The sequence below is a fragment of the Candidatus Chloroploca mongolica genome, from assembly GCF_004762035.2.
GTDB classification, from domain to species: Bacteria; Chloroflexota; Chloroflexia; order Chloroflexales; family Chloroflexaceae; genus Chloroploca; species Chloroploca mongolica.
Genome location: NZ_SIJK02000056.1, coordinates 18,163 through 34,032, shown reverse-complemented (window position 1 = coordinate 34,032; position 15,870 = coordinate 18,163). Strand labels below are relative to the sequence as shown.

9 protein-coding genes are annotated in these 15,870 nt (G+C 60.0%); 4 read left to right on the top strand and 5 right to left on the bottom strand.

What is annotated here, in order from left to right; all coding sequences use genetic code 11:
- The first annotated feature begins 301 nt into the window (after positions 1–301).
- A complete protein-coding gene (locus tag EYB53_RS20605; RefSeq protein WP_135480560.1) occupies positions 302–541 on the top strand; it encodes a hypothetical protein in 240 nt (79 codons plus the stop codon).
- A gap of 205 nt (positions 542–746) precedes the next feature.
- Complete coding sequence (locus EYB53_RS20600; protein WP_167857517.1) at positions 747–905, top strand: hypothetical protein; 159 nt, start codon at positions 747–749, stop codon at positions 903–905.
- 242 nt (positions 906–1,147) lie between these two features.
- On the opposite strand, the gene EYB53_RS20595 is transcribed toward EYB53_RS20600, so the two are convergent.
- The 4 genes from EYB53_RS20595 to EYB53_RS20580 form a co-directional block, all read right to left on the bottom strand.
- Positions 1,148–5,242 (bottom strand): Ig-like domain-containing protein, encoded by a 4,095-nt coding sequence (locus tag EYB53_RS20595; RefSeq protein WP_135480558.1) that lies wholly within the window; start codon positions 5,240–5,242, stop codon positions 1,148–1,150.
- Positions 5,243–5,271: 29 nt separating this feature from the next.
- Positions 5,272–7,245: a hypothetical protein gene (locus tag EYB53_RS20590; protein WP_135480556.1), complete on the bottom strand. Its 1,974-nt coding sequence runs from the start codon at positions 7,243–7,245 to the stop codon at positions 5,272–5,274.
- 178 nt (positions 7,246–7,423) lie between these two features.
- Positions 7,424–8,905 carry a PPC domain-containing protein gene (locus tag EYB53_RS20585; RefSeq protein WP_135480554.1) on the bottom strand — a complete coding sequence of 494 codons (1,482 nt, stop codon included), beginning with the start codon at positions 8,903–8,905 and terminating at the stop codon, positions 7,424–7,426.
- A 160-nt stretch (positions 8,906–9,065) separates the two neighbouring features.
- Complete coding sequence (locus EYB53_RS20580; RefSeq protein ID WP_135480552.1) at positions 9,066–12,182, bottom strand: MSCRAMM family protein; 3,117 nt, start codon at positions 12,180–12,182, stop codon at positions 9,066–9,068.
- 151 nt (positions 12,183–12,333) lie between these two features.
- Here EYB53_RS20580 and EYB53_RS20575 point away from each other — a divergent pair, with 151 nt between their 5' ends.
- On the top strand, positions 12,334–14,853 hold the full coding sequence (locus EYB53_RS20575; protein WP_135480550.1) for an ATP-binding protein: 2,520 nt from the start codon (positions 12,334–12,336) through the stop codon (positions 14,851–14,853).
- A 123-nt stretch (positions 14,854–14,976) separates the two neighbouring features.
- On the opposite strand, the gene EYB53_RS20570 is transcribed toward EYB53_RS20575, so the two are convergent.
- The gene (locus EYB53_RS20570) at positions 14,977–15,240 is read right to left on the bottom strand and encodes a hypothetical protein (protein ID WP_135480548.1); all 264 of its coding nucleotides are present in this window, start codon (positions 15,238–15,240) and stop codon (positions 14,977–14,979) included.
- Between the two features lie 230 nt (positions 15,241–15,470).
- Here EYB53_RS20570 and EYB53_RS20565 point away from each other — a divergent pair, with 230 nt between their 5' ends.
- Positions 15,471–15,794 carry a hypothetical protein gene (locus tag EYB53_RS20565; RefSeq protein WP_135480546.1) on the top strand — a complete coding sequence of 108 codons (324 nt, stop codon included), beginning with the start codon at positions 15,471–15,473 and terminating at the stop codon, positions 15,792–15,794.
- The last annotated feature ends 76 nt before the right edge of the window (positions 15,795–15,870 follow it).

Here is a 15,870-nt window from a genome sequence, read left to right as displayed (position 1 = left end):
TACGGGCATCCAGGGAGCTGTCCCCCGCACCTGGACGACCACCGGCCCCACGCGCGCGGAAGGGCGGCGCGGGGCGCGCCTCGGGCAGCACGGGCGGGGGTCGCAACGACAAGCACAGCGAGGCTGACGACAACGACACCCACGGGGAGCCTGACGACAACCAACGGCAACCACGAGGAGCCTGACGACAACGACACCCACAGGGAGGCTGACGACAACCAACGGCAACCACGAGGAGCCTGACGACAACGACACCCACGGGGAGCCTATGGTGGCATCGTACTCTGATGTGGGCGTTGCCATGTCTGGTGGTTTACCGTCGTACCAACGGACTATTGATAGTGCCTTCAGCCGAGAGGCTGAGGAACTGGCGGCAAATTATTTTCTGCGTGGTGCAGATGTGACCTATGCCGTTGAGTCGCGGCGTTATGGCTGTACCTTGGTAAGTCTGGATGATGAGCAATGCCTTCGTTTGGATAGCATGCTGACTATCCAGACGCTAGTAGGAGCGTTGGCCGCCATCACTGCCGAGACGTCTTGACCCAACCGTATCCCCGTCACGTTAGCCGCGTAACGCACAGGAGCAAGGACAATGTCCTTCCCCGCCGCCCACGCCCTGCTGATCGCCACCGGCAGCTACACCCACGCGCCGCAGTTCGCCGTGCCAATCACTGCCACCGATGCGAACGCTGTAACTGCTGTTCTCCGCGACCCACAGTTAGTTCTGCGGCTACCCGCTGGAGCAGGTGACGCTGCTCTCTGATGCCACAGCGGCGAGCCGCGAAGGTGTCCTGGCAGCGCTCGATGGGTTGGCGACGCAGGTGAGCGAGCACATTCAACAGCACATGCAGAAGTTGCCCCCATGGAAGATGAAGCCACGCCACACGACACCACTGCTGACGTGAAGATGGTGTTTCCATGAAGCAAGCCGGACTCGTGGTCTTGTTTCGGTTTCCTCAGATGGCCCTGGTGGCATGGTCGAACAGGCTGCCCAGCGTGTGCTCGCCGGCGGCCTTACGACTCGCTTCGGTGACGCGATCGTAGCGGTGCGCTGGCAGGAGCCTTGCCTGGGGCGTGGAGGCGTAGGGTCAGAGGGTGAGGGCGAAAGAGGGACGGCCCATGGGCCGTCCCTCTTTGCTTTGGCTGGCTAACGTGGCTCGAGGCGGAACGAGTAGACGAGCGTGCGATCACCTTCAGCCGTCACCTCAAGGGTATACGAACCGGCAAGATTGAGGGTAATGGGGTCGGTATCAGCGAAACGACGACTTTGGGAGCCTACGAGATTGCCGTTCGGGTCACGCAGTGACCAGCGCAAAAGTGACGAACTTGTAGGCGTGATCGCATCAAAGAAGATCGCCTGCCCCGCCGTGGCTGTGAAGGTATAACGGTCAACCACGCCCGGGGTCTCGATGTTGCCAGCCCCAGCGGCAGGCACCCCATCAGCAACCGTATCGCCAATCGCGATGGTGAACTGCTGCGGCGGGGGCACATCCCAAAGCTTGAAGCTGTAGGTGGGGACGCGATCCCCATCAGCATCAATGACGATCGTGTAGCTGCCAGCGGCGACCAGGGTAATCGGGTCGATGTCGGCGAAGTAGTTCTCATTCCCCACCTGATTACCGTTCGGGTCGAGCAGCGTCCAACTCAGTTGGGTGAAGGAGACCGAGTTGCTGATCGCATCGAAGAAGATCCGCTGCCCCGCGGTGGCCGTAAAGGTGTAGCGGTCAATCACGCCCGGGGTCTCGATGTTGCCAGCCCCAGCGGCAGGCACCCCATCAGCAACCGTATCGCCAATCGCGATGGTGAACTGCTGCGGCGGGGGCACATCCCAAAGCTTGAAGCTGTAGGTGGGGACGCGATCCCCATCAGCATCAATGACGATCGTGTAGCTGCCAGCGGCGACCAGGGTAATCGGGTCGATGTCGGCGAAGTAGTTCTCATTCCCCACCTGATTACCGTTCGGGTCGAGCAGCGTCCAACTCAGTTGGGTGAAGGAGACCGAGTTGCTGATCGCATCGAAGAAGATCCGCTGTCCCGCTGTGGCGGTAAAGGTGTAGCGGTCAATGACGCCCGGGGTCTCGATATTGCCAGCCCCAGCGGCAGGTATACCATTGGCGACCGTATCGCCAATCGCGATGGCAAACTGCTGCGGCGCTGGCACGTCCCAAAGCTTGAAGCTATAGGTGGGCACGAGATCAGTATCCGCATCAATGACGATGGTGTAACTGCCAGCGGTGACCAGGGTAATCGGGTCAGTGTCGTCGAAGGAGTTCTCATTCCCCACCGGATTCCCGTTGGGGTCGAGCAGCGTCCAACTCAGGCGGAAGTAGGAGACCGAGTTGCTGATCGCATCGAAGAAGATCCGCTGTCCCGCCGTGGCGGTAAAGGTGTAGCGGTCAATCACGCCCGGGGTCTCGATATTACCCGCCCCAGCGGCAGGTATCCCATTGGCGACCGTAGCGCCAATCGCGATGTTGAACTGCTGCGGCGGGGGCACATCCCAAAGCTTGAAGCTATAGGTGGGCACGAGATCAGCATCAGCATCAATGACGATGGTGTAACTGCCAGCGGCGACCAGGGTAATCGGGTCGGTGTCGACGAAGGAGTTCACACTTCCCACCCGATTCCCGTTGGGATCGAGCAGCGTCCAGTTCAGGCGGAAGTAGGAGACCGAGTTGCTGATCGCATCGAAGAAGATCCGCTGTCCCGCCGTGGCGGTAAAGGTATAGCGATCCTTGACCAACGACTGCTCAATCGTGCCAGCCCCAGGCCCAGGGATGCCAGGGGCAACCGTGTCGCCAATGGCAATGTTGAAACGATCCGGCAACGGAATGCCAACGAGTTTGAACGAGTAGGTGCCGGTGCCACCGCTGGTATCATCACCGACCGTCAGGGTATAAGTGCCGGGCTCGGGCAGAGCGATCAGTTGGGTCGTCGCCATGACGCGGTTAAAGACTTCGGTGCCCGTGGGGCTGACCAACTTCCAGCGTGTCTGGCTCAGGCCAGCGGCTTTGTTGAGCACTTCGAAGATCACTTCGCGGTCGGGTTCGGCCTCAAACGTGTAGACATCGAAGGCCCCGGGGTTCTCGATATTCCCCGCCCCCGCCTGCGGCTCCCCATCGCTGACTGTGTCGCCGATATTGATCGCAACCCGGTTGTCTTCGGCATCCAAGAAGTCGAAAAACATGTAGGCCGATTCACCAGTCGCCGGGCCGACGCCCTCGAAGCTGCGTGAAGCGCCCGTAACCGTATCAACAGCCACGGCACGGAAGGGTTCGCCTTGCGGGATGAAGGGCAGGAAGAAGTAGCCGCCCGCGTCGGTCGCGCCAGTGAAGGGGCTGAGCGCCCGGCCGCCCGCCTGCGGGAAGACCTTGACGATGTAACGCCCCTGGAGGCTCCCACTCCCGACCTGGGCTAAGGCTGCAGTGCCACCCCCACTCCCTGCTGCATTGCCACAGCCATTCCCGCCGGGGGGCGGCGCACCGCCGATACCGCGGCTAGATGGGACGCCGCCACTAGGCGTGGGCTGGCAGGGTGGGAGAGGAGGTGGTGGTGGAGACTCATTCGGACACGTTGGAGCTCGATCAATTGCGCGATTAAGCTTCTTATCGCCTGTGATAAGTGCTCCCGCACAAATAGAACCCACGATGACACCCGGAACCCCGCCAGCAGCTGCGGCGATGGCAGTGAATATTGTACAAGCAACAGTACCTACAATGATCGCATTGTCAAAATCATCTTGGAGACGCTGTCGCTCTTCAGGGGTAAAGCAGCCGTTAGCTGCTAACATTAACAGCTCTCGCTGTTGAGCCCCCTCGCTCTTGAGCACCCCTGACCCTTCGATTATCGTAGCAAACTCGACTAGCCCGCCCTGAACTTGAGGATCCGAAAGAGTGAACAGTTGGCGGAAGGCATCGCGCATTTGAGTTGTTGCGCTCACCAGAGAATCTCGCTCCTCGACAGCCTCAGGGGTAACTGTCGGAAGCGAACTCAGGAAGATCAGATGCTGGGCGTAGTACGCCTCAATAATCTCAGAGGCGGGTCGAGTAAGGGCGGGCGCGGTAGTGATTGTTACGAGGCCAACTTCAATAGTTGTACCACTACTCGCGTCAAAGAGCGAGATAGTTACGTCGCCGGGTGGCAATGATGGGAGCAGAGTCTTCAGTTCCTGTTGTAAGGGGTTGGCCTGGGTGGGTAGTATAAGGGCGGCAATGCTGTAGCTCTTGCCTGTTGCCGATCTGAAGGTTAACACATTTCCTTGCAATGAGACTGCGTTAAGCCCTTCAGTAATTACTGTGAGGAGTTCCCCTGGCGCGACGACAACACGATTATCACGCGTCAGCAAAGTAGTGCGCCCGGAAGCATTGCGCACGGTTGCACTGCGAATAACAGCGGTATTATTAACGGGCGTACTCACAATCGCCCCGTTCGGTGCCACCTCGGCGGTACTCGCGACCACCAATTCACCAATCCCGTCGCCATCCTGGTCAGGTAACAGATTGTAGGTGACCACCGCCTGGCCGGGCTGAATGCGATTGGCAAAGCCTTGGGTGCTGATCTCCACTGGCCGCGAGAGCGGCTGGTTTGACTGAATGGCGATGTCGCCGAGGAAGGTCACGCCGATGTCGTCCCAGACGATCCCGGATTCGGTGGTCACCTGGGCCTGGGTACGCTCGCGGATGCTCACAGTGGTGTTATCGCTGACTGTGCCCGGCGGAATCGTAATCGTCGCCCCCGAGTCGCTGCCAAGCACGCCGCCCTGACTACCAATGGTTGCGCTCGCTGGCGGGTTGGGCTGCGCAATGACCTCCACGCTCTGGCTTGCCTCACCGGCTGGCCCGCGGGCGGTAGCAGTAATCGTCACCGAACCCGCTGGCAACCTGCTAGCATCCAAAAAGGCCCGAAAGCCATCCGCAGGCGTACTATCGGTGCCCAGATCCAGGTTACCTGCGCGGAAACTGACGCTGCTGACCGAGCCAGCATCCAGTACTTGCGCCACGACCAGCGTGGTGCCGCCCACGGTTGAGCCAGCGAGCGGACTACTCAGGGTGAAGTTGGGTGGACCCGTGGGGCGAATGACCAACGGGAGGTACGCCCGTTGGCTATTCTGGGCGGGGCTAGCCGCAGCCTGTGGTTGTGGTTGGGGCACCTGGGCACGTAACGGTGCCACCGGCCATGAATTGAGCAACAAGATGGCGATCAGGGCAAGCACGGTTGGTGCGGAGCGCAGGAACCGATTCATCAGCGTGTCCTTTCAGCGTAGACTTCCTTTTACGGCGCAAACAGAGGCTCAGTCTCTAGGTCAATCGTCAGCAAGAAGGCGATCAGGGCTTCCCGTTCAAGCCTACTCAGGGGCCGCACGCGGGGCTGGCCCGGCATTGGGTGGCCTGAATCCAGGACGGCCTTGAGATCAGGCAGCGAGCCAGCGTGCATGTAGGGTGCGGTGAAGGCCAGGCCAAGCAGTGCGGGCACATCGAAGCCGGTTGCGCCACGTATATCGGCAGCGGTCGCGGTACCGACGTCGTGCAAGAGCTGATCAACCATGCCATTGCCATCGGGGTCGAGTTGCCCCACCACCCCTGGGATGCTACTAATTGTCCAGGTGGGGCCACCATGACAACTCACGCAACCAAGTTCTTGAAAGAGCGCACGCCCCTGATGGCTGGCTGCCGTTGGCAGTACTCCCTGTGGGGTGCGGATGCCTTCGACCAAGAAGCGGGCCAGGGCATCCAGATCCGCTGAGCGCCCGTCGTTCGGAGTGCCGAGCAGCGGCGGGTCGGCCCCGGGCGCTAAGCCCAGGCCAAATTGCAGCGTATGGATCGAATCCTCGACATCCTGAGGTTCATCAAGGGCTGCCGACCAGTGCCAGGGCAAGGTTGCGCCCGCATTCCAGATCCCCGGGGTCTGGCGCGGACCGTCGGCGAGGCTCCAGGTCACGCCATCAGTGCCACCGTCAGCGTGGCAACTCGCACACGAGACCCATGACGACTTGGCCATGCGCGGATCAGCGACGGTGTTGAAGAGGATCTTGCCCCGCAACAGATCAGGCGGCAAGGTCTCGGGAGTAACGACAATTTCGGCGATCGGCGTCCGTTGTACTAGATCAAGTACCGTCACCGAGCGCGCCAGGTAGTTCCACACATAGCCACGCTGCCCATCGGCGCTGAGCACCATGCCACGCGGATTCAAGCCTGTGGCGATGAACCCGAGCAAGCGTGGACGATCCGACTGGGCTACATCCACGAGCTCGATCAGGTTGCTGCCCGCCAGCACAACGTACAGCGTCTGCCCATCGGGGCTGGGGACAGCGGCGACCGGGTTATTGACCGGCGAACCGAAGACCTCTTCGTCGTTCAGGTTCAACTTGGCGTGCTCGTCTTCGCGGCCAGCGGCCAGATCGAGACTTGAGACGGCCGCAAAGACGGTTGTGCTAAGCGTGTTGGGCTGCTCGGGTGCAGCGCGAATCTGCGGCACCCAGGCCCGTTCGCCAAAGAGGCTAATCCCTGCCAGTTGATTGGCAAAGCCGTGTTGGTCGGGCGGCAGGCTGATCACACGCTGCAAATCCCCCAGGGGGCCGAACACGCTGATCAGCCCCAGTGCTCCGTCATCAAGCCCCATACCGCCCGACTGGAGGGGCTGAGCGAGGAAGTGGGTCAGGTAGACTTGGGCTCCATCGGCGCTGATGGCGAGTGCGTAGGGATGGGCGGCAGTGGCGACCTGACGCTCGATCTGCAGCGTAGCTAGATCAATGATGACGAGGTGGTGGGCCACGCCGACACTGACGTAGGCGAGTTGGCCGGTCGGATGTACTACGACGTGAGCGGGCTCCGGCCCAACACTGATACGTGCCCGCATAATCAAGCGCAGCGGGTCGAGCGCAATCAGTTCGCCATTGGCTCGATCCAGTACCAACAACGTCGCCCCATCGGGCGTGAAGGCCAACGACCATGGCTCGCCCCCAACCGGTAGAGTCACCACGAGACGTAATTGATCGAGGTCGAGGGCGCTCACACTACCAGCATCAGGATTCACTACCCAGAGCAACCCATCATGGGGTGCTATCGCTAGCGGCCCACTCCAGGTAGCACCTGCCTGACGCACATCTTCGCGTATGACCAGTGGCAGGTAGACGCGGCCCAGAATTGTTTGCTGAGCCTGCGTATGCCCAATCAGTACCAGAGTGATGAGCCAGAGCCCACTACCTAGGACAACCAGCCATGGCACAGGACTGGAACGCTTGATCACATTATTATCCTATGCAAGCTGACCGATCCGGCCAGCCTGACCCTGTTTGAGCGGCTCTTCCAGACCATGCTCGCGACGTCCATCCTCAGCGCACCCATGCCTGCTGACCTGATCCAGCGCATGGTAGTGAGCGTTGCGGCGAAGGTATCATGACGCCCTGACTCCAAAGCGTCGTGCATTAGCGCCGCACCAACGGCAGATAGACCCGTTCGTTGCGCGGCGCGGCCGGACTGCAACTCCCGCTGAGACAGGCCAGGGTGAGTGTATAGTCACCAACACCTGTATTGTTCCTATCTTCAGTGATGATCGTATGTTGCCCGGTCGTCTTCAGCGTACAGTTGAGCGTCACGTCCTCCACTCCCGGATTAAATGATCGGCCAGTGCAGAGTTCAAGGCCAGCCGGGTCGTAAACGCTCACCTGCGCCCAGAAGCTGCCATTGGTACGCAGCATCGTCAGGCGCACCTGCCCGCCCGCAACGCCCTCAAAGCTGAAGGTACCGAAGTCTGCGATCGAAGCAATGCTGCTCTGACGGCTCTGTCCAAAGGCGATGGCGGTCGGATTCCCTGGATTATTGCGCCGCTGTAGGTGCAGCCGGTAGGCGCCAGTATTTTCCAGGCGCTGATCCTCAATCAAAAGACTGTACTGGCCTGTCGCCGGAATGGCACACGGCTCGATTCGCGCTAGGGCTCGCAAGCTATACGTACTACAAATACTCACCCCAGCGCGGTCAAAGAGCGTCATTTGCGGCAGGAAAGCCCCGGCTTCTTTGATCAAGCGGAGGATTACTTGATCATTGGCTTCTGCGTCAAAACGATAGACATTCATGGCAGCGACTCGTTCCAGATTACCTGTGGTGACACTGCCCAGCGTCAGCGGGGTGGCATTGCCCGGATTGTTCAGGCGCTGAAAATGTAGGTCGTAGGCCCCAGTGCGACTGGTGGTGTTATCGTCTACCAACAGGCTGTAGGTACCCGCCGCCGTAATCGCACACGTTTCGATGGTTGCCAGGCTGGTCGAGACGCGGTAGACCGCGCACTGTTCAACCCCCGCCGCATTGTAGACGCGCATGCGCGGATGGATTGTACCAGCCGTAGGAAAGAGCCGCAAGCGGATCAGATCATTTTGCGCCGCCGTAAAGCTGTAGGTCTTGCTCTCAATCGGTGCCGCCAGGCTACCCTGGGTGAAGCTGCCGATGCTGAGCGGGGTGGCATTACCAACGCCATTGAGCCGCTGCATATAGACCTGGTAGCCACCGATGGTGGAGCGATTCGTCCCCGACGATTGCACTTCAAAGCTATAGGCACCACTACTTGTTGCCGTGCAATCAAGCTCGATCTTGTTGCCAAAGGTATAACGTTCACACACTGCTACCCCATTCGGGTTACGCACGACGATACTGGGTTCAAAGGTGCCCGAGGTGCGCACGATACGGATGATGTAGCTATCGTTGGTCGTAGCGGTAAAAGTGTAACGGTCAACCTCACCGGCTGCCTCCAACGAGCAGTCGAACAACTCGCCAAAGGGGATGCTGGGCGGGCAGGCAGTGGCCAGGATTGGTACGGGCGTTTCGTCGGCGCGAACGGCGCTGGCCAGAGCCAGGAACAAAACGAGAGCGAGGGTGAGTAGGAGGCCGTTTCGCTGACTGATCAGTAAGCACATAGATATGGCTCCTCAAACCAATTACTGCTGCGAACGCTTCAGCATCAGGGCGAAGCTGCCAAAGATGTAGCCGTTTGTCCACAAGCTAAACAAAAATGTGCCGTTAGCGGAGAGGGGCAGCACACGCAGGGCAGGCTTGCCTATTGGTTACGAACCATCCCTAGCGCCACACCAACGGCAAGTAAACCCGCCGTACGCTGCTGAGCGTGACGTCAGCGAGTTCAACATCGGTGCCGCTGCTCGCGACCGTCGCGTCCAGGTTGGCAAACCCGAGGTTACTGCCGGTCGGCGCATAGAAAGAGAGTTGGTAGGCACCTGCCGGGAGGCCAGGGCTAGTCGTATAGCTGCCATCGCTCGCGCTGAAGGCCCGCGCCAGGATAAGGTTTTCCTGCGCGGTACTCGTGCGCGCGACAACCACGACCTGGACGCCAGCAACCCCATCCCCTGCCGCATCAACCACCCGGCCCTTGAGTTGACTGCCCACGGCTAGTTCGACATTGATGTTCTCGACTGGCGTGGGGGCCGTGACGACGATCGGGGTGGCGTTGTCTGGCGTGGCCTGGTTGTTGTAGCACTCGGCGATCAGGCGACTCGCCTGTGGGGTGAAACAGAGCCGGTAGCTGCCACTGGCGAGGGCTGGCGTACTGTAGCTGCCGTCGCTCGCGACCCAGGTAGTCCTGATGTACCTTCCCTCGGCATTGTAGACTGCAACCTCAACAGCGCCCAGTTCGGCCCCCCCTGCCACCGTGACCTGGCCCGCGATGACGCTGCCAATGTCGAGGGCCGCATTGATATTCGGGATGATCCCCGGCTCGCTCACCGTGACCGGATCGGCGCTGGCAAGGTCAGGTTTGTTGTTGTAAAACTGGGGCGCATACTGATTCGCATCCCCATAAGGCCGAAACTCAAGCCGGTAGTTTCCAGGGGCCAGCCCCGTCGTGGTATAGACGCCGCTGTCGTCAACATAGTAGGTGCTGTCCACAAAATATCCGGCCTCGTTGTAGATCGCTACCGAAAGATCACTCAGCGCCGCACCATCCCGATTGGTGATCCGTCCGCTGATCTGGCCGCCCAAGCTCATCTGGTAATTCACAATGGTGAAGGCGTTGAGCGTCGCATCAAAGGGGCCGATCTCTACGCTAGCATAGGCCGCACTGGGGCTGGACGAGTAGGGTCTTAGGCGTAGGGTGTAGCGGCCAGGGGCCACTGTCCGCGTGGTATACACCCCATCCTCATACGTAGAACCGCGTGCTACATAAGAGGATGGGGTGTAGATCGACACATCAATGCCGTCCAGCGGTACCCCATCCAGGCCCGTAATCGTGCCCCGAAACGCTCCGCCGGGATTCAGCACCGCGTCGATCCCGGTGAGACTGTCGCTGGCTACCACGACCGGTGTGGCATAGTCCTGGCTGACATAGCCGGGACGGGTGGAGTTGTTTGAGGTAGAGTCGTCGCTGAAGGTGATCCGATAGCTGCCCGGGAGCAGCGCCTGGGTGCGATAGGTGCCATTCGAATCACTCCGGGTAGCGACGGAAGAGCCGCCACCGACCGGTCTGATCTCAAGTCTGGGACGGCTGATCCCACGACCAGTATCACTGCCACTGACACAGCCACTGATGATTGCGCCACGGGTCAGTTCAGCATTGATGTTGGCAACGGTGTTCGGTGCGGTCACCGTGACCGGATTCGCCGTAGCGCTCGTGCTCTGGTTATTGTAATACTCCCCCAGGTAGCGCTGAGTTTCGGTATCGTACGAATCTAAAGTAGCAAAACTTACCTGGTACTGCCCTGTAGCTAGCCCGCGTAGGGTGTAGGTGCCGTCAGAGCCGGTCGAGGTTGATACATAAGAGCCACTGCCGCCTGCGGCTGGCCCGGCCCAGACGCTCACCCTGTTCAGCGGTACGCCGTTGGCACCCGTCACTTTGCCTGCAATGACGCCACCTAGGGTCAACTGAGCGTCAATGTTGGGCGTCACCCCACTAGCGCCAAGCACAAGCGGGGTGGCGAGTTCAAGGCTGGGCTGGTTGTTGTAGTACGTATCAAGGTAAACCTGACTAGCGTAGCTATTCGACCAAAAACGCACCTTATAGCTGCCAGCCGGGAGCGCAAGCGACGTGTAGCTGCCATTAAACTCAGATCGCGCTACATCCTTCACATAGCGATCATTGGTGGCATCGTACACAGTCACCCTGATATCGCTAATTCCTGACCCATTCGCATCGGTGATGCGCCCGCTAAACTGGGCTCCCCGCACAAGGTTCAGGTTGACGTTCGGATTGGTGCTAGAGGGCGCAATGCTTACTTCGTTCGAGGTGCCGTTGAGATAGGCGCGCACAGTAGCGTTGTCACTATCGGTAATCCACGTTTCGAGCTGATAGGTACCAGCAGGCAAGCGATCAATGCTGAAGCTCCCATCACTCTCGGTGCGATCACTCGCTTCAGCGTAGCGCGCCTCGCCAACGAGGCGATAGGCCGTAACAGCGACCCCACTGAGCGCTTCATTGCCAACGCCACTCACCCGCCCACTGATGATCGCGCCGGGGGTCAGGGCCGCATTGATGTTGGTGAGCGTGGCCCCCTCAGGAACCGTGAGCAGATCAGCCTCAGCGGAATCGTCTTTACCGTTATAGTATTGCAGTAGGTAATTTTGACTCGACGGAGGTCTGAAACTGATCCTGTAAGCACCAGCCGCAAGCTCGGTGAGCGTATAAGTGCCTGTCGCACTGGTCGTGGCCGAGGCATTGCGGGGCCCAAAAGCCGAGACGAAAACGTCGCTGACTGGTTGGCCGGTCAGCGCATCGGTAACAGTACCGCGGATGATCGCGGTTCCCGGCGGGGCATTGTAGGCGCAGGGGCTTGTCTCGTTATTGGCAAGGCTTGCCCTCCTGGGGCGCAAGGGTTCGCCAAGATCCACATAAAGCGTTTCGCCCGACGTGAGGAGCAGCGTCTCGCTTGCAAAGGGCAGTCCCGTGCCGTCAAACGCAGTCACGGTATAGGCACCGCCTGCAACCATCGCGAAGAAGTATGCGCCATCCCCATCGGTGGTGGTCGCTTCGGGGCGTACGCCGTCCTGGGCAAGCTCGACCCGCAGGCCAGCCTGGGCCAAGCCATCAGGCGAGGCTGTACCGGCGAGGCGGGCGAAGGGGGCCGGATCAGAGGGTGTGGTTGCCAAGGAACTCTGGGCCTCGACTAAACCTCGTGCCTGTGGTAGCAGTGTGGCGATGAGGAGCAATGCACAGAGGGTCAACAGGACTCGAATATGATGACGCTGCATTGAACTCTGCTTTCTAGCATCTTCTTAACACAGTCTTTACCATTGAGCGCATACCTGCATAATGTAGCAAGCAATTGCTTCCCCAATTAAACCAGTTTATTGTTATACTTAGGTAACACAAAAGTGACACAATTCGGATGACTAGCACCATATGGTTCGTTCCTCTGTTTTTGGTGAATGGGTGCGCCGCCGCCGCACTTCCCTCGGTCTGACTCAGGCGGCGCTTGCCGATCAGATTGCCTGTTCGCTCTCGCTGGTGCGCAAAATTGAACGCGGCGAGCGTACGTTGCCACCGGCGATGTTGCCGCAGGTGCTCGATCTGCTCCAGGCTACCCCGGCTGAGCAGGCGGCTTTTTTGCCTGAGAGCACGGTGCCGCTCCCCGCGAGCCGCGCCGTTGGCATCAACCCACCACGCTCGCGCCCACCAGGGGCGATACCTGCGCCGCCTAATCCCTTGCTTGGGCGTGAGGCGGTGCTTGCCGCTATCCAGCGCCGTCTGTTGCGTGACGGCACACGGTTGCTCACCCTGCTTGGCCCGCCCGGTGTTGGGAAAACCCGCCTCGCGCAGCATGCCGCACTCAACGTACGCCCGCTCTTTGACGACCATGTCGTCTATCTGGCGCTTGCCTCGCTAAGCGAGCCGACCCAGTTGCTCCCCGCGCTTGCCCGTGCCCTGGCGCTTACAGAACAGCCCGGAACCTCCCTGCTCAATCAACTCGCCGATCGCCTGTATCATCAGTCGACCCTGCTTATCCTCGATAACTTCGAGCACCTGCTTGCCTCAGCTCACGATGTGGCTGAATTGCTCGCACTCTGCCCTCTGCTCCAGGTTATTGCGACGAGTCGTGCGCCGTTGCGCCTGCGTGCCGAACGCCTCTTTGCGGTCGAGCCGCTCGGTTTGCCCGCCACAGATCAGGCCGAGGCGATTGTCCAGGCCCCGTCCGTGCAACTCTTTGCCGAGCGCGCTGGCGCAGTGTGTCCGAGCTTCAAACTTGCCGATGCAGCTTCCGAAGTGGCCACGATCTGCCGCCGTCTCGACGGCCTCCCCCTTGCGATTGAGCTCGCTGCCGCCCGTTGTTATCGTTTTACACCCGCTGAACTCCTGGCCCAGCTTTCGCCCTTGCTGCCTGCCCTCGCTGACGGCCCGTACGATCTGCCCGAACGCCAGCGCACGCTCCATCGCGCGATCATGTGGAGCTACCAGTTGCTCGATCCTGCCACCCGTCAGATCTTTGATCGCTTAGGTGTTTTCGAGGGCGGCTGGACACGGCACGCAGCGCAGGCCATCAATGGTTCTATGCCCATCGCGCAGGCCCTTCCCCAACTGGTGGAACAACAATTGGTGACGGTCAAAGATGATCGCTACGAATTCCTGGAAACGTTGCGTGCCTTTGCGCTCGAGCAACTGAACGCCAGCGGTGAACTGGCAACGCAACAGGCCCGGCATGCCGCATTCTTCGTCAATCTGGCTGAGCAGGCCGAGGTCTCGCTTGATGGCCCAGAACAGCAGACCTGGCTTGTGCATCTTGACGCCGAGTTACCCAACCTGCGGGCCGCCTACACCTGGTCGCTTGCCCACGATGGTGGCCTGGCTGGGTTGCGCATCAGTACCGCTCTCTTCGCCTACTGGCGCACACGCGGTCTCTTCAGTGAAGGGCGCCGCTGGCTCGAACCGTTGGTGGCGCATCCGCCGCCCGGCGATCTTGATCTCCAGGCACGCGCCAACTATGCCACGAGCTTTCTTATCTCACAGCAGTCAGACACCAGTTGCTATGCGTATCTCGATCAGGCGATCGCGCTCTTTCGCGCCTGCGACGATCCAATTGGCCTCGCCCGCAGCCTCAACCTCGCGGGCATCTTTGCACGCATTCCTGGCAAATATGCGCAATCGGTCGAACTGCATCAACAGAGTCTCGCCCTGGCGCACTCAACCGGTGATGCCTTTTTGTTATCCACGATCCTCAACAACCTGGGCATGACCTACGTCGCTCAGGGCAATTACCTTAATGCGATCACCTGCTTTCACGACGCAATTACCTATGCGCGTACCTGTGGTAATCACGTACGGATCGCCGGTACACTGGCTAATCTCGGCAATGCGCTGCGTCTACAGTGCGATTACACGCAAGCTGAGGCCACCTTTCAACAGGCTCTCGTCCTTGCCGAACAGATCGGCATACCCGAGATCATCGCTGAGTCGCAGGATGGCTTGGGCCTGATCGTCCTTGCGTGCGGCGATTACCCGCAGGCTATGCAGTTACTCACCCAGAGCCTCAATACCTATGAAACCCAGGGCCTCGTCTTTGCCATCGTCCGCGTACGGCGTAACCTGGGCTACCTGGCGCTCCAGCAGGGCGATGCAACGACAGCCGAGCGCTGGTTCCGTGCCAGTATGCACAACGCCCATCTGTCGGGGTTGGCCGACATCGCCATCCATGCCATCGCTGGTCTGGCGCTGCTCGCCGCACACCGGGGCAATGTGCCTGAAGCCGCACGACTGCTCGGGGCCGCTGAGCATCTGCAGCGTTTCTATGAACTGGGCACCGAGCCGAACGATTTGCATGTACGTGTGCAGGTGCGCACCTTGATCGCAGTGCATCCAACCTGGCAGGCTGACTATGCAGCAGGCAGCATGCTATCATTGGCGCAAGTGCTCGCCGAGTATGCATAGTCGGTAGTTCCAGGCAGGGGCGGTACTAGCTTGGTGGTCAGCCAGGCTTCGAGATCGGCCAGCGTGGAAAGCGCCCCGCCGCAGCCCTCGCTGAGCGCTGGCATTCGGCAATGCAGGTATCTACTAATCCTCCGGTTCCCTTGGCACCAGATCAGCGAGCTCTTCCTGTAGCAAGCGCTCCTCTGCTGGCTGTAATGGCAGATAGACCTCCAGAAACTGCCGAAGCATGCGCCGCCGCTTCGTACTGATTGGCAATCCCACGAGATACGCCATGCACGCCGCCTTGACGGCACGCCGCTCACGTGGTGCGACCTGCATCCGGGTGAGCAGTGCCGCCACCAGCGGGTTGGGATTCTCAAGATAATCGCGCCACCGGAGCTGGTTCAATTGTACCACGCGGAATTGGAAATCAAGCACGGCGAAGTCTGGGAATTAGGGCTACGTCAAAGTGGTGGCCCAACGTGGATGCTTCTGAAGAAATGATCCAACGCTCGCCAATGTCGGCACCTAGTGCGTGCAGAAGCGTCTCAACGTCCGCCCACTCTGGCGCAGGCTCATGAGCAAGATACCGCTTACCGCAGGCGGCTGAACATGCGGCTGATTCAGCCGCCGTCCAGATGTTTATTGATCGCGTGCAGGCCTTCAACCCAGCGTTCGTGCCTGATGCGCATGCCTTAAGCAGTGTAACGGCGATCTGCACCCGGCTTGATGGTCTGCCGTTAGCGATCGAGCTCGCTGCGACGCAATCAATCATCGCAACAATGAGCCGGCATTCTGACGTCAGCCTATTGATGTTGACACATCATCGTAAACAGGGAGGTCATCGAGCCGAAGCGGGAGTGTTTGTGCCGACGCTGCCTTTGGGCTTTGCCGGTAGCCTGTTCCCGCAAAGGCATCGACAAACGTGGTGCGCAACATTGCGGCGCGTGGATTCTTGGTGAAGATCGCCCGATAGGCGTGGAGGTATTTGCGCAGCCTGATGCGCTCCCATCATCACACGATGCGCCACACGTCTGC

Excerpts from the sequence above, each read along its gene's own strand:
- EYB53_RS20575 (WP_135480550.1), top strand. The coding sequence starts at position 12,334 with ATGGTTCGTTCCTCTGTTTTTGGTGAATGGGTGCGCCGCCGCCGCACT.
- EYB53_RS20580 (WP_135480552.1), bottom strand. The coding sequence starts at position 12,182 with ATGCAGCGTCATCATATTCGAGTCCTGTTGACCCTCTGTGCATTGCTC.
- EYB53_RS20565 (WP_135480546.1), top strand. The coding sequence starts at position 15,471 with ATGTTTATTGATCGCGTGCAGGCCTTCAACCCAGCGTTCGTGCCTGAT.
- EYB53_RS20605 (WP_135480560.1), top strand. The coding sequence starts at position 302 with ATGTCTGGTGGTTTACCGTCGTACCAACGGACTATTGATAGTGCCTTC.
- EYB53_RS20585 (WP_135480554.1), bottom strand. The coding sequence starts at position 8,905 with ATGTGCTTACTGATCAGTCAGCGAAACGGCCTCCTACTCACCCTCGCT.
- EYB53_RS20595 (WP_135480558.1), bottom strand. The coding sequence starts at position 5,242 with ATGAATCGGTTCCTGCGCTCCGCACCAACCGTGCTTGCCCTGATCGCC.